19 protein-coding genes are annotated in these 25,154 nt (G+C 71.2%); 11 read left to right on the forward strand and 8 right to left on the reverse strand.

Annotated elements, in window-relative coordinates:
• Positions 1-57: 57 nt before the first annotated feature.
• The gene (locus tag AB0E90_RS14290) at positions 58-894 is read left to right on the forward strand and encodes an alpha/beta hydrolase (protein ID WP_360403989.1); all 837 of its coding nucleotides are present in this window, start codon (positions 58-60) and stop codon (positions 892-894) included.
• Positions 887-1,450 carry a TetR-like C-terminal domain-containing protein gene (locus AB0E90_RS14295; protein ID WP_360403992.1) on the forward strand — a complete coding sequence of 188 codons (564 nt, stop codon included), beginning with the start codon at positions 887-889 and terminating at the stop codon, positions 1,448-1,450. The genes AB0E90_RS14290 and AB0E90_RS14295 overlap by 8 nt, the downstream gene beginning before the upstream one ends.
• Positions 1,451-1,525: 75 nt before the next feature.
• Here the strand turns inward: AB0E90_RS14295 and AB0E90_RS14300 are convergent, their stop codons facing one another.
• Positions 1,526-2,239, reverse strand: coding sequence for a DUF1775 domain-containing protein (locus AB0E90_RS14300; protein ID WP_360403995.1), 714 nt, complete (start codon positions 2,237-2,239; stop codon positions 1,526-1,528).
• 176 nt (positions 2,240-2,415) lie between these two features.
• Here AB0E90_RS14300 and AB0E90_RS14305 point away from each other — a divergent pair, with 176 nt between their 5' ends.
• Genes AB0E90_RS14305 through AB0E90_RS14315 form a run of 3 tightly spaced genes read left to right on the forward strand, consistent with a single transcriptional unit; the run spans position 2,416 to position 7,334 of the window.
• Positions 2,416-5,466, forward strand: coding sequence for an EAL domain-containing protein (locus AB0E90_RS14305; RefSeq protein WP_360403998.1), 3,051 nt, complete (start codon positions 2,416-2,418; stop codon positions 5,464-5,466).
• A 56-nt stretch (positions 5,467-5,522) separates the two neighbouring features.
• A complete protein-coding gene (locus AB0E90_RS14310; RefSeq protein WP_360404001.1) occupies positions 5,523-6,182 on the forward strand; it encodes a GNAT family N-acetyltransferase in 660 nt (219 codons plus the stop codon).
• Between the two features lie 33 nt (positions 6,183-6,215).
• Complete coding sequence (locus AB0E90_RS14315; protein WP_360404004.1) at positions 6,216-7,334, forward strand: cellulose binding domain-containing protein; 1,119 nt, start codon at positions 6,216-6,218, stop codon at positions 7,332-7,334.
• A 106-nt stretch (positions 7,335-7,440) separates the two neighbouring features.
• On the opposite strand, the gene AB0E90_RS14320 is transcribed toward AB0E90_RS14315, so the two are convergent.
• Complete coding sequence (locus tag AB0E90_RS14320) at positions 7,441-8,733, reverse strand: hypothetical protein (RefSeq protein ID WP_360404007.1); 1,293 nt, start codon at positions 8,731-8,733, stop codon at positions 7,441-7,443.
• A gap of 4 nt (positions 8,734-8,737) precedes the next feature.
• Positions 8,738-8,932: a hypothetical protein gene (locus AB0E90_RS14325; RefSeq protein WP_360404010.1), complete on the reverse strand. Its 195-nt coding sequence runs from the start codon at positions 8,930-8,932 to the stop codon at positions 8,738-8,740.
• 272 nt (positions 8,933-9,204) lie between these two features.
• Here AB0E90_RS14325 and AB0E90_RS14330 point away from each other — a divergent pair, with 272 nt between their 5' ends.
• Entirely contained in the window at positions 9,205-10,242 is a 1,038-nt protein-coding gene (locus AB0E90_RS14330; RefSeq protein ID WP_360404013.1) for a LacI family DNA-binding transcriptional regulator, read from the forward strand.
• Here AB0E90_RS14330 and AB0E90_RS14335 read toward each other — a convergent pair.
• From AB0E90_RS14335 to AB0E90_RS14345, 3 genes are read right to left on the reverse strand one after another with little or no spacing between them, the layout of a single operon-like run.
• Positions 10,207-11,097, reverse strand: coding sequence for a carbohydrate ABC transporter permease (locus tag AB0E90_RS14335; protein ID WP_360404016.1), 891 nt, complete (start codon positions 11,095-11,097; stop codon positions 10,207-10,209). The genes AB0E90_RS14330 and AB0E90_RS14335 overlap by 36 nt on opposite strands.
• A 1-nt stretch (position 11,098) precedes the next feature.
• Positions 11,099-12,022, reverse strand: coding sequence for a sugar ABC transporter permease (locus AB0E90_RS14340; RefSeq protein ID WP_360404019.1), 924 nt, complete (start codon positions 12,020-12,022; stop codon positions 11,099-11,101).
• Positions 12,019-13,353: an extracellular solute-binding protein gene (locus AB0E90_RS14345; RefSeq protein WP_360404022.1), complete on the reverse strand. Its 1,335-nt coding sequence runs from the start codon at positions 13,351-13,353 to the stop codon at positions 12,019-12,021. The genes AB0E90_RS14340 and AB0E90_RS14345 overlap by 4 nt, the downstream gene beginning before the upstream one ends.
• Before the next feature lie 297 nt (positions 13,354-13,650).
• Here AB0E90_RS14345 and AB0E90_RS14350 point away from each other — a divergent pair, with 297 nt between their 5' ends.
• A complete protein-coding gene (locus AB0E90_RS14350; RefSeq protein ID WP_360404025.1) occupies positions 13,651-16,008 on the forward strand; it encodes a glycoside hydrolase family 3 N-terminal domain-containing protein in 2,358 nt (785 codons plus the stop codon).
• A 66-nt stretch (positions 16,009-16,074) separates the two neighbouring features.
• Here AB0E90_RS14350 and AB0E90_RS14355 read toward each other — a convergent pair whose 3' ends face one another.
• Positions 16,075-16,890 (reverse strand): alpha/beta fold hydrolase, encoded by an 816-nt coding sequence (locus AB0E90_RS14355; RefSeq protein ID WP_360404028.1) that lies wholly within the window; start codon positions 16,888-16,890, stop codon positions 16,075-16,077.
• 160 nt (positions 16,891-17,050) lie between these two features.
• On the reverse strand, positions 17,051-19,795 hold the full coding sequence (locus AB0E90_RS14360; RefSeq protein ID WP_360404031.1) for a helix-turn-helix transcriptional regulator: 2,745 nt from the start codon (positions 19,793-19,795) through the stop codon (positions 17,051-17,053).
• A gap of 159 nt (positions 19,796-19,954) precedes the next feature.
• On the opposite strand from AB0E90_RS14360, the gene AB0E90_RS14365 reads away from it, so the two are divergent.
• From AB0E90_RS14365 to AB0E90_RS14380, 4 genes are all read left to right on the forward strand, one after another.
• On the forward strand, positions 19,955-20,809 hold the full coding sequence (locus AB0E90_RS14365; protein WP_360404034.1) for a dienelactone hydrolase family protein: 855 nt from the start codon (positions 19,955-19,957) through the stop codon (positions 20,807-20,809).
• A 174-nt stretch (positions 20,810-20,983) separates the two neighbouring features.
• Positions 20,984-21,799, forward strand: coding sequence for a methyltransferase domain-containing protein (locus tag AB0E90_RS14370; protein WP_360404036.1), 816 nt, complete (start codon positions 20,984-20,986; stop codon positions 21,797-21,799).
• A complete protein-coding gene (locus AB0E90_RS14375) occupies positions 21,796-22,221 on the forward strand; it encodes a hypothetical protein (RefSeq protein ID WP_360404039.1) in 426 nt (141 codons plus the stop codon). Before AB0E90_RS14370 ends, AB0E90_RS14375 begins: the two co-directional genes overlap by 4 nt.
• 92 nt (positions 22,222-22,313) lie before the next feature.
• Positions 22,314-25,124: an ATP-binding protein gene (locus AB0E90_RS14380; RefSeq protein WP_360404042.1), complete on the forward strand. Its 2,811-nt coding sequence runs from the start codon at positions 22,314-22,316 to the stop codon at positions 25,122-25,124.
• Positions 25,125-25,154: the final 30 nt, after the last annotated feature.

Genomic DNA, 25,154 nt, shown 5'->3' on the forward strand with positions numbered 1-25,154 from the left:
CTAGTTGGCTAATGCGATTAGCTTTTAGCTAACGGGATTAGCCAACTGGAGGACGTCATGACCGAATACCTGAGCATCGGTACGGGCCGGATCGCCTACGAGGTGACCGGCGAGGGCCCGCTGGTCGTGCTGGCGCACGGGATGGGCGACAGCCGCGCGGCGTACCGCTTCGTGATTCCGCGGCTGGTCGCCGCCGGTTACCGGGTGGCCGCGGCCGACCTGCGGGGCAGCGGCGAGTCCAGCACCGAGTGGGCCTCGTTCAGCCGCACCGACATCGCCGGCGACCTGATCGCGCTGATCCGGCACCTCGGCGGGCCGGCCGTGCTGGTCGGGCACTCGATCTCCGGTGGCGCCGCCACGATCGCCGCGGCGCAGGCGCCCGAGCTGGTCAGCGGCGTCGTCGAGCTGGCGCCGTTCACCCGGGCGCAGTCGGTCAGGCTGGGCGACCTGAAGGTCAAGCGGTACCGGGCGGGCATGACGCGACTGCTCGGCACCGGCATGCTGGGCAGTGTGAAGATGTGGCTCAGCTATCTCGACGTGGCGTTCCCCGGGCCCAAGCCGGCCGACTGGGCCGAGCAGGTGGAGCGGATCCGGGGCAACATGAGCGAGCCGGGCCGGATGAAGGCGATGCAGAAGATGGCCATGTCGGCGCCGTCCGACGCCGGCGAGCACCTGGGCGGCGTGCGCTGCCCGGCGCTGATCGTCGAGGGCACGCTCGACCCGGACTGGGCCGACCCGCGCGCCGAGGGCGAGGCCATCGTCGCCGCCATGCCGGACGGGATCGGGACGGTCGCGGTCATCGACGGCGCCGGGCACTACCCGCACACCCAGTTCCCGGACGAGACGATCGCGCTGCTCCTGCCGTTCCTGGCCCGGACGGCCGCGCGTGCCTAGGGCCGGCCTGGACACCGCGACCGTGGTGGCGGCCGCGGCCGCGCTCGCCGACGAGGCCGGCCTCGCCGGCGTCACGATGGGCCTGGTCGCGGAGCGGCTCGGCGTCCGCACGCCGTCCCTCTACAAGCACGTCGACAGCCTGGCCGATCTCACCCACCGGGTCGCCGCCCTGGCCGCCACCGAGGCGGCCGACGAGGTGCGCGAGGCGATCGGCGGGCTGGCCGGCCGCGAGGCCCTCGACGCGCTCGCCCGCGCGATGCGCGACTACGTGCTGAAACACCCCGGCCGGTACGCGTCCACCACCGGCGAGCCGGTCACCGGGCCGGAGGACCCGCTCGCCGTGGCCGGCGACCGGTTGATCGGGTCGATGGCTGCGGTGCTGCGCGGTTACCGGATCCCGACGGCCGAGATGGATCACGCGCTGCGCACGTTGCGCAGCCTGCTGCACGGGTTCGCGACCCTGCAGGCCTCCAACGGCTTCCAATGGGACGCCGACGCCGAGGAGAGTTTCGCCTGGCTGATCGAGTTCGCCCACCGCGGGCTGTCCAGCTCTTAGCTCCAGAGGGCTGCAGGCGACTCGGCGTCCGGGATCAGCAGCCGGGGGCGGCCCGGACAGTGGGTTTACGACAGATTAAGAATTAACGTCTGTCGATTGTTCGGAATCAGCCTTACGCCGCCTGAGCAGCACGAACCCGAGCACGGCGGCGACCACGACGACGGCGAGCACCCAGATCCACCAGGTGCTGCTGCTGTGGTCGGTGGTCTTCGACGGCAGGGTTGACGCGGTGACGACGGGCGCGGCCGACGAGGGCTCGACCGAAGGAGCTGCCGAGGAGGGGGCGGCCGAGGAAGGCGCCGTCGACGGGCCGGGCTTGAGGGTGACGAGCGGGGCCGGGTGGTCCGGCTCGTCCTGGCCGGCCTCCTGGATCTCGATCCAGCGAACGACCTCGCCGTCGCCGTACGTCTCGAGGGTCTTGAAGGAAAGGCGGGTCTCGCCGTCCGGCAGTTTCGCGATCTTGACCTTCCAGACCGCGTCGACGCCGACCTTGAGCGCCTTGCCGCCGACCGTGAAGCCGTCCGCGTTGGCGGTGAAGGTCCAGCCCGCTGGGGCCTTGACCAGGGTAACGCTGGCCGGGGCGAGGCCGGCCGGCAGGACCACCCGCTCCGAGGCGATGCCGGCCTTGTCGTTCTCCGCCTCGCCGTTGAAGGTCAGCGTAACGTTTTCCGCACCGGCGGTCGTCTTGTCCGCGCTCACCTCGACGTGCGCGAGGGCCGGGCCGGCCACTCCCAGCACCGCGAACCCGGCAACGGCACCCACCGTGACCACCCGAGAACCGAACCGCACTCTGTTACCACCTTTACTGACGGAGATGCCTGCCCCGGATACAACAGTCGCGGCCCGTGGGCGAAAAGTTCCGGCGAATCCTACGACGGTGATCCCGCAAAGCGCTCAAGCCGGCGGCGGAGCACCCGATGAAACGCCTGACAGCAATTCGCTGTCCGGACCGGATCGGAGGGCGGATGACGACGCGAGCCGCACAGGCGTGCTTTGCCGCGTGGATCGTGGTGCTCTCCGCCGTCTACTACACCTTCCCCGGCAGCCACCTCTACACGTGGGCGGCGATCGGCTACTCCAGCGCGGCGATGATCCTGCTCGGCGTACGCCTGAACAAGCCCTCCCGGAAGTTGCCGTGGTATCTCGTCGCGGCGGCGCTGATCGTCTTCAACACCGGCGACAACGCGTACAACCTGATTATTCTGCTCGGTCGCGTGCCCGCCTTCCCGGGCATCGCCGACTGGCTCTACCTGGCCGTCTATCCGCTGCTCACCGCCGGTTTCATCATGTTCGTGCGGCTGCGCGGCGGCGGGGGCAGCAACCGGGCCGCGCTGCTCGACGCGCTGGTGCCGACGGTCGGGCTCGGCCTGCTGTCCTGGGTCTACTGGATCGCGCCGTACACCCGGGCGCAGGACCTGTCGCTGCTGGAGAAGCTGGTCTCGGTCGGCTACCCGCTCGGCGACGTGCTGGTCCTGGCCATGACGCTGCGCATGCTCACCACCCCGGGCAAGCGGCCGAAGGTGCTCTCCGTCGTCAGCCTCGCGATGGTCGGCCTGCTGATCTCGGACGTGCTCTACGGCCAGTCGCAGCTCGGCAGCAACTGGAGCCTCGGCGGCCCCGTCGACCTCGGCTGGATCGTCTTCTACGCGGCGATGGGCTTCGTCGCCCTGATGCCGTCGATGCGCAACCTCACCGAACCGGCCGCCGCGTCCGCCGGCACGTCCCCGAACCGGATCATCTGGATGGCCTCGGCCGCCCTGATCGCCCCGGCCGTGCTCTACCTCGAGTGGATCCACGGCCGGGACATCGAGAACGCCCGCGACGGCGTCATCGACGCGCCGGTCATCGCCGGCGCCGCGGCGCTGATGTTCGTGCTGGTCATCTTCCGGGTCAACGGCCTGGCCCTGGACCAGTTGCGGGCCCGGGCCCGGGAGCGGGCGCTGCGCAAGGCCGGCGACAAGCTGTTCGCGGCGGCCACCGTCGACGACGCGCTGCAGGCCACCGCGGACGCCATCGAGAACCTGATGCCCCGCGACACCCCGTACGAGCTTTATCAGCTCATCGAGGAGACCGACTCGCCGCGGAACACCGGCGTCCGGGTCGTCGGCGCCGACCAGGTGCCGGCCGCCGTGCGCACCGACGACGGCTACGACGCCTACCTGGTCGGCAGCCTGCGGCTGCCCGGCACGCCCACCCGGCAGCTGGTCGGCGTCATCGCCGCCAACGGCGGCCTGCTGCGCGACATGGCGGACACCTTCGCCGCACTCACCGCGCAGGTCGAGGTCGTCCTCGAGCGGATCGCGCTGACCGGCGAGGTCAGCCGCCGCGACAGCGAGGCCTGGTTCCGCACGCTGATCCAGAACGCCTCCGACGTGATCCTGATCGTCACCGACGACGACCACATCCGCTACGCCAGCCCGTCGGCCGGCACCGTCCTCGGCCACGCCGACCTGGCCGGCACGCCGCTCTCCGCACTCGTCGCGGTCAGCCACCACCGCACCATGCAGAACATCCTCGCCGCGATCCGCGACGGCCGGGGCACCGACGGCACCCCCGACCTGGCGGTGCTCTGCGCCGACGGCCGGATCATCCAGGTCGAGGTCGACGGCCGCGACCTGCGCGACGACCCGACCGTGGGCGGCCTCGTGCTGACCATCGGCGACGTCACCGAGCGCCGGCGGCTCGAGGACGACCTGTCCCACCTGGCGTTCCACGACGGCCTCACCGGGCTGGCCAACCGGGTCAAGTTCCGCAACCGGCTCGAGCGGGCGTTCGCCGCGGCCGAGCGCAGCGGCACCGTGCTGAGCGTGCTCTTCGTCGACCTCGACGACTTCAAGGAGGTCAACGACACCCTCGGGCACGCGGTCGGCGACGAACTCCTGGTCACGGTCGGCCAGCGGATCACCTCGGTCGTCGACGGCGCGGCCACGTCCGCCCGGATGGGCGGCGACGAGTTCGCCGTGCTGATCGAGGCCTGCGCCGACGAGGCCGAGGCCGAAGAGGTCGCGGCGGCCATCGTGGCGGCCCTCGGCGTGCCGTTCGAGGTCTCCGACGGCCTCGGCGGCTCCCACATCGTCAGCGGCGCCGCCAGCGTCGGCGTGGCCGCCAGCACCGACGCGACCAGCGCCACCGAACTGCTGCGCCATGCCGACCTGGCCCTCTACCAGGCCAAGGGCGACGCCAAGGGCACCTGGCAGCGTTACCAGCCGGAGCTGCACACGGCGATGACGCAGCGCCTCGAGGTGCGCGCCGCGCTGCACGAGGCCATCGACGAGCAGCAGTTCCGCAACCTCTACCAGCCGATCGTCGACCTGAACACCGGCCTGATCGCCGGCGTCGAGTCGCTGGTGCGCTGGCAGCACCCCACCCGGGGACTGCTCAGCCCGTACCACTTCATCGAGGTGGCCGAGGAGAGCGGCGCGATCGTCGCGATCGGCGACTGGGTGCTGCGCGAGGCGCTGCGCCAGTTCGCCCGCTGGCGGGCCGACGACCCGGACCTGTCGCTGCAGTACATCAGCGTCAACGTCTCGGCCCGGCAGTTCCGCACCCCCGGCTTCGTCGACCGGGTGCGCGACGCCCTCGACCAGGCCGGCGCCCGACCCGAGTGGCTGGTCCTGGAGATCACCGAGAGCCTGGTGCTGCGCGACGCCGAACAGGTCTGGTCGGATCTGCGCACGCTGCGGGCGATGGGCGTACGCATCGCGATCGACGACTTCGGCACCGGTTACTCCTCGCTGAGCTACCTGCGGCAGATGCCGGTCGACGTGCTCAAGCTCGACAAGTCCTTCATCGACGACATCCTGACCAGCGACCAGCAGCACACGATGGTGGACTCGATCGTGGCGCTGGCCCGCAACCTCGACCTCAAGGTGATCGCCGAGGGCATCGAGGAGACCGGCCAGCGGGCCGCGCTGTCGGAGATGGGCTGCCCGTACGGCCAGGGCTACCTGTTCGCCAAGCCGGTCTGGCCGGACGAGATCGTCGTCCTGGCCCAGACCGTCCCGCAGCTCGTCTGAGTACTTTTGACGGATATTCACTAGCGGCCGGACGCCGAGCGGGGCAGTGTCGAGTCGTGCTCGAGAATCCCGTGTGGGCCGCGCTCTCCGGACCGCAGGCCTGCTTTGCCGAGGTGTCCGGTGACGCCGCCTGCTATTCCTCCGACATCTCGCCGTTCGCGGCGCTCGCCGATCCGGGTAATCCGGCCGGCTGGCACGATCTTGCCAACCTCACCCACGAGGCGCTGCTGACCGGTCCGGCGCTGAGCGCCGGTCCGGGCTGGCAGAACGAGACGTACGTTCCCGGGGTCCAGATGGTGGGCCGCGCGATGACCGGGGTGCGCGACCCGGAGACGGTCGAGCTGACCGAGAACGACGTGCCCGAGGTCCTCGACCTGGTCGAGCGGGCCAAGCCCGGCCCGTTCCGCAAGCGCACCATCGCGCTCGGCGGTTATCTGGGCATCCGCGTCGACGGCCGGCTCGTGGCGATGGCCGGCGAGCGGTTCCGGCTGCCCGGCTGGACCGAGGTGAGCGCCGTCTGCACCGACCCCGACTTCCAGGGCCGCGGGTTCGGCGCCCGGCTCACCCTGGCGGTCGCGGCCGGCATCCTCGACCGCGGGGAGCTGCCGTTCCTGCACGCGGCCGCCGACAACGACCGGGCGCTGCGCCTTTACGAACGGCTCGGGTTCGAGCCCAGCCACGACGTGGTGTTCGCGTCGTTCCGTTATACGCATTGACATACATCTAAGCCCTGCCGGAGCGTCGGGGGCATGACGCCTTACCGTCCCCGCACGCTCACGGTTGCGACGCTCCTCGCCACCGCGGGCCTGGCCGCCCTGGTGGCGCTCTCCACCAGCGCGGCGGCCGCCCCCACGCCGACGCCCACCCTCACCCTGCCCACCGGCGACCTGACTCCGTGGCCGAGCGGAACCGCACCGACCCTCGGCACGTCGCCGTCGCCGCCGACCGCGCCCACCGACCTGCACGTCACCGCGGTCACCAGCAGCTCGGTCACGCTCGCCTGGACGGCGGCCACCCCGACCACGGTCTCGATCGCCGGTTACAACATCAACTACAACCAGGCCTTCAACGACATCTACTGGTCGCAGCAGATCGGCAACGTCACCACCGCGACGATCACCGACGGCATCCGGCCCACCGGTCAGTACTCGTTCCGGGTCATCGCCCGCGACGACCTCGGCCACACCGGGGCCAGCTCCAACACGGTCGTCGTGGTCACCCCCGCCTCCGACACGGCCGCCGACCGGACGCCGCCGACCGCGCCCGGCAACCTGCAGGTCGCCGGGGTCACCGGCAGCAGCGCCCAGCTGACCTGGACGGGGTCCACCGACGACGTCGGCGTGACCGGCTACAACGTCTACCGCTTCGACGGCCTCTACGTCTCCACCCTGGTCGGCACCACGACCGGCACCACGCTCACCGCGCCGCTGCCGACCGCGGCGATCGGCAGCTGGTACGTGCGGGCCAAGGACGCCGCCGGCAACCTGTCGGCCGTGTCGAACACCGCCAACGCGCCCCCGCCGACGACGACCACCCCGCCACCGGCGCCGGCCTGCACGGTCACCTGGCACAACAGCTCACAGTGGTCGAGCGGCTTCGTCGCCGACGTCACCGTCGCCAGCACGACCGCGGTGGACGGCTGGTCGGCGACCCTGACCCTGGGCGGCGACCAGCGCGTCACCAACGCCTGGAACGCCGCCTTCAGCCAGAGCGGCCGCACGGTGACGCTGACCGCGGCCGGCTGGAACCGGAAGATCCCGGCCGGCGGCAGCGCCACGGTCGGCCTGCTGGGCAGCTGGCGCACCAGTAACGCCCCGCCGACCGCCGCGGCGCTGAACGGCGCCAGCTGCGAGGTCACCGCGAGCTGAGTGAAAGACCTCCGGCCGGGTGTACGCCGTACGCCCGACCGGAGGTCAGCACCGCGCGTCTGCCGGTCGGCCTCGCCGAAGCCTTCGGATCGCTCGGCGAACATCGTCAGGCCACCGCCAGGACCGTCAGCTGCCCGTTGGTCGTATGGCAGATCAGCCGGTCCGGCACGGCCACACACGTCCGGCCCGGCAGGCTGTCGATCGAGCCGCGCAGCCGATGGTCGCCGCTGTGACTGTCCAGCCGGAAGACCGCGGTCCGGCCGGGCGGGTCCACCGTGTCGCGCAGCAGGAAGGCCGGCGTGCCGGCCGTCGTGTCCCAGACCGGGTAACCGCCGCCGAAGTCGGCCACGAAGGCGCCGGTCCCGGTGTCGAGCAGGCCGTGGCCGGCGTTCGCGGTGCTTTCGGCCAGCAGTTGCCCGCCGGTGACCGTGGCGGCGCTGACCCATCCCGCGGCCCGCCATCGAAGAAGCCCCGTGGCCAGGTCATAACCGCTGGTGGCGGTTCCGTCGCCGATGCAGAGGACGCCGCCGCACAGGTGTGCCTCGCGGGCGGTGGCCCCGCCGTCGACGGTCCATCGCGGGCGCAGGGTCGCCAGGTCGAACGCCGCGACGAGGAGCCGCCCATCATCGTGGCTCTGCAGGTAGAGAGCAGTGGCGTCCAGCTCCGCCACCGGCTCGCCGGGGCGCACCGGCAGCCGGCCGACGGCCCCGGCCCCGTCGGCCAGCCCGACCACCTCGGTCCGGCCCTGCGCCCCGACCGTGAGCAGATGTCCGGCGCCGGCGATCCAGAAGTCCGGGCGATCCGCCGCGCGGGTCCACAGCACCACGCCGTCCGCGATCCGGACCTCCCGGAACGCCTTCGGCCGGCCCCCGTGCGGATCGGCCTCGACCAGCAGCGCCACGGCCGCGTCGCGGTAACCGACGCCGCCCGGGAGACGCCAGCGCTCGGCGCCGGTGGCGGGGTCCAGCGCGACGGTCGCCGCGGTGACGCTGTCGAAGGCCGCCAGGCCGCCGGCGTCCTCCCGGCTGATCTGCGTGTATCCGGACGGCAGCAGCAGCGACGCCAGATCCTCGGCGGTCGCACCGGTCTGCCGCTCGGACAGCCGTTCCGACCACCGCACCCGGCCGTCGGCCAGCGCGTACGCGGTGAGGTCCCAGCCGCCGTTGAGCACGAAGACGGTGTCGCCGGTGACCGAGAACTGGCTGAGGTCGGTGGTGGCGATGCTCCACATCGGCCGCAGCAGACGCGAGGGCCCGGGCCGGGCGGAAGCGCTGGTGGCCGCGAGGCCGAGCACCGTGAGCAGCGCCAGCACCGCCCGAACCAGGCCGCGCGAATACATCGGCGGCTCGGGCGCCTGCGCTGGGCCAGCCGTGACGTCGCCAAGCTCGATGGCGCTCACGCGCTCACCGTAGCCCCGCCGGGCGCCGACCGGCCTCGGCCGACCAGGTGCTGAGCAGCCCCGAGTTCGAGCCCGGCCAGGTCACCGCGGCGATCGACCGCAAACTCGGCACGGTGGGCCGCCGACGCTGGCTGAACACGACCGTGAGCTGGGCGGACGGCATCACGCCGGCCGACGCCACGGCAACCATCACCGCCACGGACGAAACCGCTGGCGGCCCGCTGCCTGTGCCTGGACCGCATCGAGCCGACCGTCGGCCGGCGGCAGGTGATCGGCCGCATCGAGGCGTTCCGCAAGGAGATCCCGACGACCCGGGTGCCGCGCGCATATCCGCACTAGAGAACGCCCGGTGTCGCTGACCAGACATTCTGCCGTTTGGCTTATCGCTGGTATGTCATCTATGTGCAATACTTCCCGCACCGCGGTCGAAAGTTTCGAAGAAGGGCCCCCGCGGCGGGCGAGGAGAGTCGGATGGCCGTGGGCGGACGACGGGTGACTATCGCGACCATCGCGGAGGCGGCCGGAGTGTCGGTTCCTACGGTGTCGCGGGTGCTCAACGGGCGCACCGACGTGTCGCCCGAGACGCGGGACCGGATCGAGCATCTTCTCCGGGAGCACGATTATCGGCCCCGTAACTCTCGGCAACCGCTGCGCGCCGGCTTGATCGACCTCGTGTTCCAGGACCTGGACAGCCCGTGGGCGGTCGAGCTGATCCGCGGCGTCGAGGAAGTGACGCACGCGGCCGGCGTCGGCACCGTCGTCTCGGCCGTGCACCGGCGCACCGCCTCCACCCGGGCCTGGCTGCAGAATCTTCGCGCCCGGCAGTCCGACGGCGTGATCCTGGTGATCTCCGACGGGGCCGGGCCGATCAGCACCGAGCTGCACCGCCTCAACGTGCCGATGGTGATAATCGATCCGGCCGGCGGCGTCGCCGCGGACGTGCCGACGATCGGCGCCACCAACTGGTCCGGCGGCCGCAGCGCCACCGAGCACCTGATCTCGCTGGGCCACACCAAGATCGGCCTGGTCGAGGGTCCGAAGGCGTTGCTGTGTTCACGTGCACGGCTGGACGGTTACCGCGCCGCCCTCGAGGAGGCCGGCCTGCGCCTCGACCGCCGGCTGATCGAGCCCGGCGACTTCGGCCACGAATCCGGCTTCCAGGCCGGTCAGCGGCTGCTCGACCGGGAGGACCCGCCGACCGCGATCTTCGCGTCCAGCGATCAGATGGCGCTCGGGCTCTACGAGGCGGCCCGGCTGCGCGGCATCCGGATCCCCGACGACCTGAGCGTGATCGGTTTCGACGACCTGCCGGAGGCGCGCTGGTCGGCGCCCCCGCTGACGACCGTGCGCCAGCCGCTCGCCGACATGGGTGGGCTCGCCGCGCGAACCGTCCTGCGGTTGTCGCGCGGCGAGCCCATCGAGACTCCCCGGGTCGAGCTCGCTACCGAGCTGGTGATCCGGGAAAGCACTGCCCTATTTGCCGAAACCGGCGGTAAGACCGCTAAGTAGCTGGCGCCGGCCGATCGCGTAAAGCAGCACGATCGGGATCGTGGTCAGCGTGACCGAGGCGGCGATCGCCGGCGTGTTCACGCCGAACTGACCCTGGAAGTTGACCAGCGCCAAGGGGATCGTGCGCTTGTCGGGGCTCTGGGTCAGCACCAGTGGGAGCAGGAAGCCGTTCCAGATGCCCAACGCGTTGTAGATGGTCACGGTGACCAGCGCGGGGCGGGTGAGCGGGAACGCCAGTCGCCAGAGCGTGCCCCATTCGGTGGCGCCGTCCATGCGCATCGACTCGAACAGCTCCCGTGGCACGTCCCGGATGAAGTTGGACAGGACCAGGACGGACAGCGGGATGGCGAACGCGATCGAGGGCAGGACGATGGCGAGCAGGGTGTCGTAGAGCTTGAGCCGGATGATGATCAGGTAGACCGGGATGATCACCGCTTGCAGCGGGATGGCCAGGCCCAGCAGGAACATCGAGTTCGTCAGCCGCAGGAACCGGTTGCCGATGCCCCGGATGATCGCGTAGGCGGCCATGAACGAGATCAGCACGGCCGGCACGATCGCCCCGGCGGTGACGATCACACTGTTCAGGAAATACCTGACGATCTCGTTGTCGACAACTTCTTTGTAGTTGGCGAACGTCGGATCGGACGGCGGGGCGAACGTGTTGGTGATGAAGTAGCTTGCCTTGGTCTTGAAGCTGGTGATGACGATCCAGTAGATCGGGATCATCACGATGAACAGCCAGACCCAGCCGAGCGCACCACCGAACCAGTTCAATTTCAGCAGCCGGTTCACCCGGCGCTTGTTGCGCCGCTGCTGCTCGTGATGCGCGGGAGCGGTACCCGTTACCGACACCATCTCAGACCCCTTCCTGCATGCTCTCGTCGCCACGGCCGCCGAGGCGGCGCAGCAACTGAGCGAGGACCAGACCGGCCAGCACCAGGATCACCGCGATACACGACGCGGGTCCCATCAGGTTGGCCATGAAACCCTTCTGGTACATCTGCAGCGCCAGCGCCCGGGTGGCATTGCCAGGACCACCACCGGTAAGCACGTAGATCAGGTCGAAGAAGGTCAGCGAACCGACGACCATCAGCGTCGAGGACGTGATGATCGTGTATTTGATCTGCGGCAGAGTGATGGAGAAGAACTGCCGCACCCGGCCGGCCCCGTCGATCATCGACGCCTCGTACATCGACGTCGGGATCTGCCGCACCGCGCCTTGATAGATCAAGGAGTGGAACGGGATGTATTGCCACGAGACCACGAAGATGAGCACCCCGACGGCGAGCTTGGAGTCGCCCAGCCAGTCCTGTTTGAGCAGGTCGATCCCGAAGCCGGCGCCAAGCCCGAAGTTCGGGTCGAGCAGCGCCTTGTAGGTGATCGAGATGGCCGCCGAACTCAGCAGCAACGGGATGAAGTACAGCACCGCCAGGAAGCCGCGGTACTTCTTGGACGCGGCCAGGAAGACGCCGATCGCGATGGAGAGCGGCGTCTGCACCAGCCACGAGATGATCATGATCTCGAACGTCACCCAGACGGCGTGCGGCAGCTCGGGATCCTTGAGCGTCGCCGACCAGCTGGTCAGGCCGGTCGGCTTGATGTCACCGATGCCGTCCCAGGTGGTGAAGCTGAGCCCGATCACCCCGAGCAGCGGGATGACCCCGAACGCCAGGAACATCAACAGCGCCGGGATGGCCATCCACACGACGGAGCCGCTCCGCCCGCCTTTGGCGGTCGTTGGCTCCTGCACGCGAACGGCGGGCGGAGCGAGCGTCGTCATTTGCCGATTACCGCGTTCATGTTGTCGACCCACTGCTGCGGGGTGACCTGGAGCTGGAACAGCTTCGCGATGTTGTCGAGCAGGGTCTCCGCCGCGGTCGGCGAGAGAGCCTGGTCCCAGGACTGCGCGAAGGTCTTCGCGCCGGACGCGATCGCGGCCATGTCCTTGAGGTACTGGGCGTCGTCGCCGGTGTAGAGGCTGTCCGCGTCCTTGAGGACCGGGACGCCACCGGACTTGACCCAGCCGGCCTTCTCGTCGTCGTCCACCAGGGTGGTCGAGAAGAACTTCTTGGCCGTCTCCTGGTCCGCGGCGCTGGCCTTGGCGGAGATCGACAGGTACTGGCCGGGGTTGCCGACGGTGTTGGTCGGGTCGCCCTTGCCGCCGTCGATCGGCGGGAAGTTCATCCAGCCCAGGCCGCCCGACTTGACGAAATCGCCGCCGTCGGACTTCTGGATGCCGTACGACCAGGAGCCGTGCACCATCATCGCGGCCTTGCCGGTGTAGAGCAGGGCCTGGTCGGCGTTGGAGTCGGCGGTGATCGACGAGAAACCGTTGATGAACGCCTTGCCCTTGACCAGTGCCTGGACCTTGTTCAGCATCTCGAGCACCTGCGGGTCGGACCACGAGCCCGCCTTGGCGGCGAACACGTTGTCGAACACCTCGGAGCCGGCCTGGCGGTCGAGCATGAACTCGAGCCACATCATGTTCGTCCACCGGGACTGACCGGCTAGCGAGAACGGCGCGATGCCCTTGGCGTTGAACTTCGGGATCAGGTCGAGGATGTCCCCGTACGACTTGGGCGGCTGCACGCCGACCTTGTCGAAGACCTTCTTGTTGTAGAAGAGAACGATCGGCTGCACGGTCTCGATCGGCAGGGCGTACACCTTGCCGTTGACCGTGCCGGCGCCGAACGACGAGGGCAGGATCTTGTCCTTGACCGCGGCGTTCTGGCCGAGCCAGTCGGTCAGGTCGACCACGGCCGAAGCGTCGACGTACGACTTGAGGCCGCCACCGCCCCAGCCCCAGATCATCGTCGGAGCCTGGCCGGCGCCGATCGCGGTCTTGATCTTCTGCTTGTACGCGTCGTTCTGGAAGAACGTCGGGGTGATCTTGGTGTCCGGGTTGGCCTTGTTGAAGCGGTCGATGGCCGCCTGCCGGATCGGCTGGCCGGGCTCACCGGACAGCGACCAGTAGGCCGCCGAACCGCTGCCGCCGCCGCTGCCGGTCTTGCTGCTCGGGCCCGAGCTGCCACATGCCGCAAGGGCCGCAGCACCGGCGGCCCCCGCGGTCAGACCCAGAAAGTTCCGCCGGGAAAAATTGCTATTGAACACGCTGATCTCCGTACTCGAGTGCCGCGCCCTGCCGCGGCGAGTGGATCGTCGTGGGGGGTGGGGTAGCCGCCGTCACAAAGCCTGCAACTTTCGAACGACAGCCGCAAGTTAACGTGAGGTTTCGTTAACGTAGGGTTTCGGCTTGATCATGTCAAGGGTCTTGCTCTGGTAGCGCTCCCACGGAGAGAGTGGACGCGAGCGAGCGCCCCCGAGTCAAGCCCTCGACCACCGATAAAGCATGCTGTGAAACTACTGAAAGTTTCGGTACTTATGAGGCACGTGTTGAGGAGTGACGCCGTGACCGAAGAACAGGCCCCCCAGCCATGGCAGGATCCGGCGTTACCGGTTCCGGAACGCGTCCGGCTCCTACTGGCCGCGATGACCACCGAGGAGAAGGTCGCGCAGCTCGGCAGCCGGTGGGTCGGGAACGACATGCAGGAGTCGAGCGACGAGGCGCCCAGCACCGACCCTGAGGAGACGTTGAACGTCGCCCCGATGCAGGACGTTTTCGCCGCTTCCGGCACCGTACCGCTGTCGGAGGCCAGCCGGTACGGGTTGGGGCACTTGACGCGCGTCTATGGAAGCGTCCCGTTGACCGTCGAGCAGGGGGCGGCCGAGGTCGTCCGGCAGCAGCGGGTGGTGGTCGGCAACTCCCGGCTCGGCATCCCGGCGCTCGTGCACGAGGAGTGCCTGACCGGTTTCACCGCGTTCGGCGCCACCGTCTACCCGGCCGCGATCGCCTGGGGCGCCACGTTCGAACCGGAGCTGGTCGAGCGGATGGCCGCGTCGATCGGCCGGGACATGGCGGCGCTCGGCATCCACCAGGGCCTGTCCCCCGTGCTCGACGTGGTGCGCGACTACCGGTGGGGCCGGGTCGAGGAGACCATCGGCGAGGACCCGTACCTGGTGGCGCTGCTCGGCGCCGGTTATGTGCGCGGGCTGCAGAGCGCCGGCGTGATCGCAACCCTCAAGCACTTCGCGGGCTATTCCGCCTCCCGCGGCGCCCGCAACCACGGTCCGGTCTCGATGGGCCGGCGCGAGCTGCTCGACGTCATCCTGCCCACCTTCGAGACGGCGGTCCGCGAGGCCGGCGTCGGCTCGGTGATGAACTCCTACTCCGACGTCGACGGCGTGCCGGCCGGCGCCGACCCGTGGCTGCTCACCGAGGTCCTGCGCGACCAGTGGGGCTTCACCGGCACGGTCGTCTCCGACTACTGGGCGGTGCCGTTCCTGGCCACCATGCACCGGGTCGCCGCCGACACGGCCGACGCCGGCGCGCAGGCGCTCGCGGCCGGCATCGACGTGGAGCTGCCCGACACGCTCGGCTTCGGTCCGAATCTGATCGGTCAGGTGCCCGAGGAGCTGATCGACCGGGCGGCCGGCCGGCTACTCACCCAGAAGATCGAGCTCGGCCTGCTCGACGCCGGCTGGACGCCGGAGGGCTCGGTCGAGAACGCCGGCCAGGTCGACCTGGACTCCCCCGCCAATCGGGCCCTGGCCCGCGAGATGGCCGAGAAGTCGATCATCCTGCTCGATCCCGGCTCGGCGTTGCCGCTCGACCCGGAGCTGCGCACGGTCGCGGTGGTCGGCCCCTGCGCGGCCGACCCGCGGACGTTCATGGGCTGCTACGCCTTCCCCAACCACGTCCTGCCCCGTTACCCGGAGGCCGGGCTCGGCATCCAGGTGCCGACCGCCGTCGACGCGCTGCGTCAGGAACTGGCCGCCACCGTGGTGCACGAGCCGGGCTGCTCGGTCACCGGCGACGACCGGTCCGGCTTCGCGGCCGCGGTCGCCGCCGCCCGCGACGCCGACGTCTGCGTCGCCATGGTCGGCGACCTGGCCGGGCTCTTCGGTCACGGCACGTCGGGCGAGGGCTGTGACGCCGACGAGCTACGCCTTCCGGGCCTGCAGGGCGAGTTGCTGCAGGAACTTCTGAACACCGGCACTCCGGTCGTGGTGGTCGTGGTCTCCGGCCGGCCGTACGCGCTGGGCGACGTCGCCGGGCGGGCCGCCGGGCTGGTCCAGGCGTTCATGCCCGGCGAAGAGGGCGGATCGGCCATCGCGGGCGTGCTGACCGGAAGGGTGCAGCCGGGCGCGAAACTACCGGTGCAGATCCCGAAGACCCCCGGCGGGCAGCCCGGCACCTACCTCCAGCCGGTGCTCGGCGCCGAGAACAGCGGGGTCAGCAACCTCGACCCGACGCCGCTGTTCCCCTTCGGGCACGGCCGCTCCTACACCACCTTCGAGGTCGATGACCTGCGGATCAGCGACACCGAGGTGCCGACCGACGGCGAGTTCGGGGTGACCGTGCGGGTGCGCAACACCGGCGAACGGGCCGGCGACGAGGTCGTACAGCTCTACCTGCGCGACGTGCTCGCCCAGGTCACCCGGCCGGTCAAGCAGCTGACCGGGTTCGCCCGGGTGCCGCTCGAGCCGGGCGAGGCCAAGGACGTCCGGTTCCGGGTGCACACCGACCGCACCGCCTTCACCGGCCGCGACCTGCGGCGCATCGTCGAGCCCGGTGACCTGGAGATCCTGGTCGGCTCGTCGGCCGCCGACCTGCCGTGCCGCGGCACGGTCACGCTGACCGGCGAGATCCGCGAGACCGGCCGCAACCGGGTGCTGCTCACCCCGGTCGAGGTCGAGAAGGCCTAGAGACCGCGGGCTTCCCGGCGCCGTCCGCCGGGGAGCCCGCTCACCACCCGAACTTTGCCCATTCGGTCAGCGCGTGCTGCCCGAAGCCACAAGGTGACGGTCGAGGAACGCGATCAGCGTCGCGGCCGCCGCGAGACGGTGGTCGGACAGGGCGTGGTCGGTCGGGAAGACGTGGTGTTCGAGGCGGGCGGAGGCGTACGCCGCGACGAGCGGATCGTGGTGGACGGCCGGGACCGACAGCGGGTCGCGGCCGGCGCCGATCAGGAGCACCGGGCGGCCGGCGAGCGACGGCGCCAGGCCGGTCAGCCGCCACGCGTCGCCGGCGGTCTCGGCCTCGGCGACGAGCGCCTCACCGCTGGTGCCCCGTAACGGCAGGAGTTCCTGGTCGAAAGCGGTCACCCAGTCCGCGCGTACACCTGGATCGGCGTGCGTGGCGGCAGCAAGCTCGGCCAGGTCGAAGCCGGCCAGGGAGGCGACCGCGCCGACCGCCGGATCGGCGGCCGCCGTGCGCAGCGCGGCGAAACCACCGGCGCTGTGCCCGGCCACCGCGACCCGCGACGGATCCAGCCGGGCGTCCGCGCGGACCTGCGTCACCACGGTGGCCGCGTCCTCGAGGACGTGCGCCCACGACCAGGTGCCGCCGGCGCCCCACGAGCCGCGGTAGTGGAAGACCAGCGCGGCGTACCCGGCCCGGCGCAGCGCCTGGGCCAGGTCGAAGTTGCGCTCGTTGCCGGGGAAGCCGTGCAGCAGCACCACCACCGGGAACGGGCCGGGGCCGGCCGGCAGATGCAGCACGCCCGGCAGCAGCTCGCCGCCGCTGGCGAAGGTGACGGCCGGCGTGCTCGCCGCCGGCCGCAGGTCCGCGGGGAAGTCGCCGGTCATCGGACCTCCGGGATCAGGCCGCCGAGGAGATCTCCTCCGGGAAGGCCGCGCCGAGCTCCTGGAAGACGGCGCCTTGAGGGCGAACGCGAGCTGCGCCTCGGCGATGAGGACCGACAGCCGCTCCTCCGGGAACGGGAGTGCGTCGAGACGCTCACGCCGATCAGCTCGCCGCCAGGAAGCGGGCCAGCTCCGTGCGGGAGCGGACGCCCAGCCGGGCGAACACGTTGCGCAGGTGGTGATCCACCGTGCGGGGGCTCAAGTGCAGCTGCTGGGCCACCTCGCGGTTCGTCGCGCCGTCGGCCACCAGGCCGGCGATGCGTTCCTGCTGGGCGGTCAGCGGCAGGCCCGGCGCCGGGGCAGCGCCCGCGACCTTGTCGCCGGCCGCGCGCAGTTCGCGGGCGGCCTGCTCAGCCCACGGGCCGGCGTCCAAGCGGTGGAACGTCTCGGCTGACTGGCGCAAATGGTCGCGGGCCTCCCGGTGGCGGCGGCGACGGCGCAGGTGGCTGCCGTACAGCAGCTCGGTGTGGGCCCGGGCGAAGCCCTGGTCGTGGCGGCGCAGCGCCTCGCGGAAGTGGTCGTCGGCGGCGTCGCCGTCGGTGGTCTGCAGGGCTCGGCAGCGGGCGCGCAGGGCCAGCCACGGTTCGGCGCCGGTGCGGCCGGCCCAGCGGTCGAACGCGCCCATCGGCGGGGCGGCCGGGCCGGCCGCCTCGATCAGGTGCGGGATGACGGCCACGCGCAGGACCGCCGAGCTGCGACCGGGTGGCGCGGCGACGATCGCGGCCAGCCGGGTGGCGGCGTCGGCGGGGCGGCCCTCGACCAGGTCGAGCAGGGCGTCGGCCCAGTCGCACAGGTCGCGGGTCTCGTCATGGCGGGCGGTTGCCTCGGCGGCCCGGCGCTCGGTCGCGGGGCGGTCGCCGACCAGGGCGGCCAGCACCGCCAGCAGGGCCACGTGGGTGTCGGCCAGGTCCAGGCGGGCGGCGCGGCGGGCGGACGCGGCGCCGTCGAGGGCGGCGTTCGTCGCGGCGTCGTAACGGCCGGCGGCCATCTCGGCGTACGCGGCGGCCTCGAGCGCCGCCGGAACCAGGGCGTGCATGCCGGCCGCGCGGGCCAGCGCGGCGGCCCGGCCGGCGATCTCGGCGCCGCGGCGGTCCTGTCCGATCAGGACGCCGGCCATGGCCGCGGGGATCAGCAGGTTCGGGTCGTCGACCCCGGCCGCCAGGTGCAGGACGGCGCGGAAGTGGCCGAACGCGCTGTCGTCCGCGCCCGCCATCAGGTCGGCGAGACCGGCAATCTGCCGCAACGCCAACGCGGTGCCGGCATCACCGGCCAGGGCGGAGCCGGACGACCCCGAACCGGACCAGCCCGCGTCGGCGGCTCGGCGGCAAGCCTCCCGGGCCACCGCCGTGAAGCGGCCCGGGTCGCCGGCCCGGCAGCAGGCCTCCCCGGCCAGCAGCAACGCTTCGAGCGCCCCGGGAAGGTCGGCGGGCAGCAGCGACACCGCCACATCCAGGAGCGAGTCCCGGGCGGCGAGCGGCGTGCCCCGCAACCGCACCTCGGCGATCAGCCCGCGAGCGCGCGACCGCACCTCGGCGGGCGCGCCGACCATCGCGATCCGGCGCAGCAGCGGAACCGCGTCCTGGGGCCGGCCCGCCATCCAGGCCGCCCGGGCCGCGCCGAGCAGGGCCGGGGCCGGGTTGTCGGTGAGTTCCGCCGCGTACCGCAAAGCAATCGCCGCCTCCGCAGGCGCCGCACCGGCGGAAGCCTCGCTGAGCTCGCGGGCCAGTGCCTCGTCGGGCGAACCGGTCACCGCGGCGCGATGCAGCAGAGCCGGCCGGCGCCGGCCGCGGGCCGCAAGAGTCCGGGCGAGCGCAAGGTGAGCGTCGCGCCGGCGGCCGATCGGAGCATCCTGGTACACGATCGCCCGCAGCACCGCCGGCCGGAACCGCACCTCGGCCCCGACCACCTCAACGAGACCGGCCCGCTCAGCCGGCTCAAGGTCACGCAGCCCACCGTCCCCGGACTCGGCTCCCGGCAGCACGGCCCCCGGCAACTCAGGCCCCACCAACCCGGCCGCCGGCGACGGCCGACGCCGCGCGCCCAGCCCCGCCACCCCGATGTGCCGGGACGCGACGGCCAGCTCACCCACCCCGGCGTGCGGCGGCGCGGCAGCCAGCAGCAGCAGTTCCCGGGTCCGCGGCGGCAAGGCCGCCACCAGCGCCCGCAGCCGATGCCCGAGCGCACTCGACGACGGCAAACTCGACGGCAGCGGCGCGAATCCCCGCCGCTGCTCCGCCGTGAGCCCTTCGCCCAGCTCGACCAAGGCCCCCGGATTTCCGCCCGCGAGTTCGACGATCGCGGTGGCCACGTCGTCCGCGATGTCCGGCGCCACCTGCCGCAGCAGCGCATGCCCGGCCGGCGGATCGAGCGCCGCCACCAGGCGGACGGAAAGCCCCGAAGCGACCTCCCGGCCCGCAGGCGAGTCGACCGCGCTGGCGAGAAGCCCGATCGGAGCCCGCCGGGCCGCCAGCTTGATCAGCTGCCAGGACGGAAAATCCATCAGGTCGGCGTCGTCGACCACGCAGAGGACCGGCCCGCGCCGCGCCGCCACCGCCCGCAGCAGCGTGACGACCGACATCCCGATCCGCAGCCGGCAGTCTCCCGGCGACCTGCCGTCCATCGCCCGGATAAATCCGTCATGCCCGAGTCCGGGCAGCTCCCCCAGCACCGGCGCGAGAAGCCGCTGCAGCCCCGAATACGACATTTCCGATTCGTCACAGAGGCCGGGAGCGGCCAGAACGGTCCGCGCACCCGCTATGCCGACCGCAGCCCGCAGAACCGAACTCCGCCCCGCCCCGGGCGCACCGAGATAGACGACCAGTTCTTGCACCGACAGTGCATCAAGCATGTCCCGAGTCTCGCCCACCCACCAGACCGACCGAAAGGGACGTTTCACCTGCCGAATATTTCCGTGCCGTTACCAGGCCGGTGATTTCGCCGATGCGCCGACCAACACCCCGAACGAACACTGATCGTCATAAATCCCCAACGATCGGGAGCGTCCCTGGTGAACCGACTGAAAGCACTTGCCACCCTGGCCGCCGTAGTCCTGGCCGTCGCCCCGGCCCAGGCAGCAATCGCGGCGGACAACCCCTACCAGCGCGGCCCCGCCCCCACGACCGCCGCCCTGGACGCGTCGCAGGGCCCCTACGCCGTCTCCCAGTCCAGGGTCACCGGAGCGAGCGGCTTCGGCGGCGGCACCGTCTATTACCCCACCTCGACCGCCGACGGCACCTTCGGCGGGGTGGCCATCGCCCCCGGGTTCACCGAGTACTGGTCGCAGATCAGCTGGCTGGGCCCGCGCATCGCCTCGCACGGCTTCGTGGTGATCGGCATCGACACCCTCACCACCCTCGATCAGCCGGACCAGCGCGGCGACGAGCTCCTGGCCGCCCTCAATTACCTGACCACGCAGAGCGACGCCCGCTCCCGGGTGGATGCCTCCCGCCTGGCGGTGGCCGGCCACTCGATGGGCGGCGGCGGCTCGCTCGAGGCCTCCCGGGACCGCCCGTCGCTGCAAGCCGCGGTGCCGCTGGCCCCGTGGGACTCGACCAAGTCCTGGACCGACATCAAGGTGCCGACGCTGATCATCGGCGCCCAGAACGACTCGATCGCCCCCGTCGCCAGCCACGCGATCCCGTTCTACAACTCCATCCCGGCCGCAACGGAAAAGGCCTACACGGAACTGCGCGGCGCCAGCCACCTCTTCCCACTGTCGGTCAACACGGTCACCGGCCGGATGTCGGTGGCCTGGCTGAAGCGCTTCGTCGACAACGACACCCGCTACGACCAGTTCATCTGCCCCGGCCCCACCGGCACGGACATCTCCGACTACCGCAACACCTGCCCCTTAACCCTTTGATGGATACGGGAACGGCCGCCACCCCAACCGCGCGGCCGCGTCCCGTGCCACTCGCGCCACGCTCTCTGCGACACCGGCCCGGCGACCGGCTGCCGGGCCGGTGGGCCTCGTCGGCCCGGTGGGCGTCATCGGCTACTTTCGCGTTCAAGAATCGGCGAAAGGGCACCGGATCCAGTGACGACGACCGCCTTCGACGAGCACGAGCGTTCTCAGTGGGCCGGCCGGGCCACGGCCTACCAGGACAGTTTCGCCGCGCTGTGCGCCCACCCCGCCGCCGCCCTGCTGGACGCCGCGCGGGTAGGACCCGGCGACCGCCTGCTGGACGCCGGCACCGGAACCGGCACCGTCGCCGCCCTGGCGCTCGCCCGCAGCGCCCACGTCACGGCCGTGGACGCCGAGCCGACCATGGTGGACCTGACCCGCCGCCGGTTGCCGGCCGCCGAGATCCACCAGGCCGTACTGCCCGAGCTCCCGTTCGCCGACGCCGCCTTCGACGCCGCCGTGGCCAACTTCGTCATCAACCACGTAGGCGACCCGGCCGCCGCCGTCCGTGAGCTGCTGCGGGTCGTCCGCCCCGGCGGACACCTCGCGGTGACGATCTGGCCGAACCCGTCCCCACCCGCCCAGCAGCTCTGGTCCACGATCTTCGACGCCGCCGGCATCGACCGCCCGACCGACCTGCCGAGGGTCGCCCCGGGCCAAGATTTCCCCCGAACCTGCGACGGCCTGTCCACCCTCCTGCGCCAGACGGGCCTGACCGACGTCACCACCGAGGCCATCGCCTGGACCCACCGCACCGACCCCGAGTCCTGGTGGCACGGCCCGGCCAACGGCCTGAGCACCACCGGCTACCTCCTGCAGCGCCAGGACCAGGCCACCATCACCCGGGTCCGAGCCCACTACGACCAGCAGACCGCCCCCTACCGCACCCCCGACGGCCGCCTGGCCCTGCCCACCACCGCCCTACTCGCCTCCGGAGCCGTCAGATGAGCCCGCCAGCCGACCACCCAGAACCGGCTCCACCCGTCACCCGCCCCCGCTGGCGTCCCGCGCGACTGCTCCTCGTCGCCGTTCCGTTGTTCCTGGCCCTGTGCGCCCTGGCCACCGTCGCCCCGGCGCTGACCGGCGGCGAACTACCGGACCGCACGGACACGATCAGTGCGCTCGCCGGCGCCGCGGCCGGGGTCGCCGGAATCCTGGGCCTGGCCTGGTTCGCCGGGACAGCCGGCGAGACGAGGCCCACGGTGCCGGCAGCCACCCACGAGGACAGGCCACCTCCCTCCCACCCGGAGAGCACGCGTACGGCGACCGATCGACGACCCGACGAACGCATCGTCCCGGTCCAGGTGTTCGGCCTGGTCGTGGTCGGCTTCCTGCTCTACGCAGCGGTGTCCGGACTGGCCGGAGGATGATTCCGCCACCGTCGGCTGAGGTGGGTGACGAGCCGGGCCGTACATCTCTGGGCGGTTGAAGGGATCATCGTTGCCCGGGATGATGTGAGCGCATGAGCCGTCCCGTCTACATCGTGACCGCCGGCGGCGAAGAGAGACTCGCCGAGCTACTGGCCGTGCCGCTTCGTGCGGCCGGTTTCATGGTCGCCCACAACGGCACGGTCGCGGTGGGCGAATCGCATGTCGGCGAAGCCACGAAGGCGCTGCACAGCGGCTCTCCGGTGGTGTTGTACGCGACCCTCAAGGCGATCGGCAGCCGGTGGGCGCACCAACTGGTGAACGCCGCCCACGCAATGACGGTTCCGCGCGTTTTCGTGGTGCAAATGGACGCCGAAGCCTTCGTCGGTCAGCTCAGCCTGCACACCCAGGTGGCCCGCTACTGCGACGACCCGGAACAGGCCTGCCGCGACCTGATTGCCGCGATTTCGAAGCACTGTCCCCCGCCACCCGCCGCGCCGTCCGCAGCCGAACCCGCCGCCGGGCAGTTCCTGGATCGGCCGACCGAGATGGTCAGCTTCGACATCGACGCGCTCGCCCGCTTCCGCGCCGAGCTCCGGCCCGAGGCTCTGGCCCGCTTCCCCGGCAGCCTCGCTCCGTGGGAATTCCTCAGCCGGACCGGCTTGCTGAAGGGAAAGTTCCTGACCGGCACCGGGATGCTCCTGGTGGGTTCGGCCCCGGCCGACGTCCTGCCGTCGGCGATGATCCAGTGCGCCCACTACCGCGGCCGCGACCGGTCGGCCACCCACGACGTCCTGCCGATCGCCGGCACCGTGCCGCGGCAGATCGTCGACGCGCGCCAGTTCGTCGCCGACCGGGTCCGGCGGGGCGAGGCGCCTTCCAGCGAACAGGCCCAGGCCACCCCTCGATATGCCTATCCGATGATCGCCGTCCGCGAGGTCATCGCGAACGCGGTTGCCCACCGGGACTACGAACGGACCGACGCGTGCGTCTCGGTCCGGCTGTTCGACGACCGGCTCGAGGTCTCCAGTCCGGGGTCGTGGCACGGCCAGAGTGTCACTGAGGAGGTCCGATGCGACCTGGCCAGGTTGGAAGGCGAATCCCGGCACCGCAATTTCTGGCTCGCGCACGTCCTGACGTGGATCTGGCTCGTCGAGTGTGAGGGCAGTGGCATCCCGTCCGCGATGGCGGACTGCCGCCGCGAGAACGCCCCGTCTCCGGAGGTTCTGCTCCGCGACGGGGAGGTCACCGTCGTCATCCGTCCGAGCGCGGACGACGACTCCGAGGAAACCGCCGCCCGCCGCTCCACTTTCGCCGGGAAGCTGTCCATCGCCGAGCTCGCGGAGATCCGTTCCTGTTATGTGCGGCCGTCTTCGCACGAGCAGGCGATCCAGGCACTGACCAGCCGCAGTTTCCTGATCCTGTCCGGGCCTCAGGGAATCGGCAAGCGGACCGGTGCGATCAACCTGCTCCTCGAGGCCACCGATGGGCCCCTGGTCCTCCTGTCGCCGGTCTACACACTTCAGCAACTCGCCGAGCGGTCATATCTGCCCGGTCACGGCTACGTGCTGGCCGACCGGGTGGGAGCGGATGACGGCATCCACTGGGATGTCATAGGTAGTCGTGTCCGCGAGGCGGGTGCTCACCTGGTCGTCACGACGAGCGCCGGGGTGAATGCGGTTGCCGCGGTGGAGTGGCACCGGCCTGATGTGATGCGGGTGCTGCGGGCCCGCCTGGCCGCAACCGGCCACGAATACCCGGATCAGCTCGACGCGATCGCTCCCGTCCTGCCCCACGAGTGCTCGCTGCGGAGCGTCGTCGAACTGGCCCGCCGGATCGCCGCCGGTGCCGACCCTGAGCAGGCGGTGAAGCAGGTCGACGAGGTCATCGCCATGGAGGTCCGGGCCTGGTTCGATCGCCCTCCCGCACCGCGGGAGCTGCTCGAGGTCACCGCGCTCGCCTTCGTCGAGGGCGCCGGTGTCCGCGGCTTCGAGACCCTCGAGGCGGGGCTGGAACAGTTCATGTCCGAGGAGTTTCCGGCCGCCATCCGGCCGAAACCGGCGACCGGCATTCCCCAGGAACGTGTCCGCAGCGATGAGCGGGAGCTGATCCGCGTCGAGCGGGGCACCGTGTCATTCAAACTGCCGGGCCATCGGCGGCTTGCCCTCGCCGAGTTGTGGGCCCGGTTCGACCGCGGGTTCTGGCAGACCGTCTGGCGGTGGCTCCGCGGCGTGGCCGGGCATCCGGATCTCGCCGGGCTGCCGCAGGGACTCGCTCTCCTCGCCTCGCTGGACTTCACCGAGGTCAGGGAGTCGTTCCTGGAGCCGTGCTCGGCCGGTGAGCAGGGCGCACCCGAGCAGGCAGTCGTGGTGGAAGCCCTGCGCTTGATGAGTATCGACTACGCGCTGGCGGTGCCCGCGATGGAAATGGTCATCCGGTGGGTGCGAGAGGGGACCGTCGATCAGCGTCGGACGGCGGCCCTCGTGCTCGGCGCCGACCTGGGCGAGCGCTTCTACGCCGACGCCGTCCGCGAGCTAGGAATGCTTTCGCTCACCGATGATCTGCGCGACCCGGCGTGCACGGCACTAGCCGCCCTTCTCATCGGCGGCGCCGCCGATGATCCTCTCGTCCGATCGGCACGCATCGAGATATTCGGGCGAATGTGGGCGCAGGTACTGATGAACGGCCGAACCCGTCGAGAGGCGGGCGAGGCCCTGCTGGCGGTGGTGAAGGCAATCGCCGGACAGAGCGATGCGCCCGAGACGCTCGGGTCCGTGATCGCCGACGCCCTGTCACCCGACTCGCGGCTTTCGGTGTTCCACGATCTGCGGGTCATCGCGGAGCAGCGGACCGAGGACGTCGCCACCTTCCTCGGAGCGTTCCCCCGATCCACGTCCGAGAGATGAGCGCCGGCCACCAGCGGGTGGTGGCCGGCG

Source organism: Actinoplanes sp. NPDC026619 (assembly GCF_040638295.1).
Lineage (GTDB): Bacteria > Actinomycetota > Actinomycetes > Mycobacteriales > Micromonosporaceae > Actinoplanes.

Coding starts and splice junctions, on each gene's coding strand:
- AB0E90_RS14360 (WP_360404031.1), bottom strand. CDS start 19,795: ATGCTTGATGCACTGTCGGTGCAAGAACTGGTCGTCTATCTCGGTGCG.
- AB0E90_RS14340 (WP_360404019.1), bottom strand. CDS start 12,022: ATGACGACGCTCGCTCCGCCCGCCGTTCGCGTGCAGGAGCCAACGACC.
- AB0E90_RS14335 (WP_360404016.1), bottom strand. CDS start 11,097: ATGGTGTCGGTAACGGGTACCGCTCCCGCGCATCACGAGCAGCAGCGG.
- AB0E90_RS14375 (WP_360404039.1), top strand. CDS start 21,796: ATGAGCCCGCCAGCCGACCACCCAGAACCGGCTCCACCCGTCACCCGC.
- AB0E90_RS14355 (WP_360404028.1), bottom strand. CDS start 16,890: ATGACCGGCGACTTCCCCGCGGACCTGCGGCCGGCGGCGAGCACGCCG.
- AB0E90_RS14330 (WP_360404013.1), top strand. CDS start 9,205: ATGGCCGTGGGCGGACGACGGGTGACTATCGCGACCATCGCGGAGGCG.
- AB0E90_RS14315 (WP_360404004.1), top strand. CDS start 6,216: ATGACGCCTTACCGTCCCCGCACGCTCACGGTTGCGACGCTCCTCGCC.
- AB0E90_RS14380 (WP_360404042.1), top strand. CDS start 22,314: ATGAGCCGTCCCGTCTACATCGTGACCGCCGGCGGCGAAGAGAGACTC.
- AB0E90_RS14305 (WP_360403998.1), top strand. CDS start 2,416: ATGACGACGCGAGCCGCACAGGCGTGCTTTGCCGCGTGGATCGTGGTG.
- AB0E90_RS14290 (WP_360403989.1), top strand. CDS start 58: ATGACCGAATACCTGAGCATCGGTACGGGCCGGATCGCCTACGAGGTG.